Source organism: Burkholderia sp. SIMBA_062 (genome assembly GCF_046534765.1).
Taxonomy (GTDB): domain Bacteria; phylum Pseudomonadota; class Gammaproteobacteria; order Burkholderiales; family Burkholderiaceae; genus Burkholderia; species Burkholderia ambifaria.
This window is the reverse complement of the sequence record NZ_JAWRYD010000525.1, coordinates 1-244: the sequence shown is the minus strand read 5'-3', so window position 1 is coordinate 244 and position 244 is coordinate 1. Positions and strand designations below refer to the sequence as shown.

General features: G+C 58.2%; 1 protein-coding gene. It reads left to right on the top strand.

Translation table 11 applies throughout. From position 1 onward, the window contains the following. A partial coding sequence (locus tag SB786_RS37325; RefSeq protein ID WP_410731725.1) for a proline dehydrogenase family protein occupies positions 1–244 on the top strand: 244 nt, incomplete at both ends.

The following is a 244-nucleotide window of genomic DNA, read 5'->3' as shown; positions in this document are numbered from 1 at the left end:
GATCAATCCGCATTTTGTTCGGCACGTCTCGAATGCCATTCAGGCCGGATCGTTCGTGGGCATTGCAACACACGATGCGCATTTGATCGATGCGCTATCCGGCTGGTTGCAACGCGAACAGATCGCCCGCTCGCGATTCGAGTTTCAGATGTTGCTGGGCGTATGTGAATCGCAGCGCGACGCGTTGCTCGCGCAGGGATTCAACGTGCGGGTCTATGTACCCTACGGCCGCGACTGGTACGGC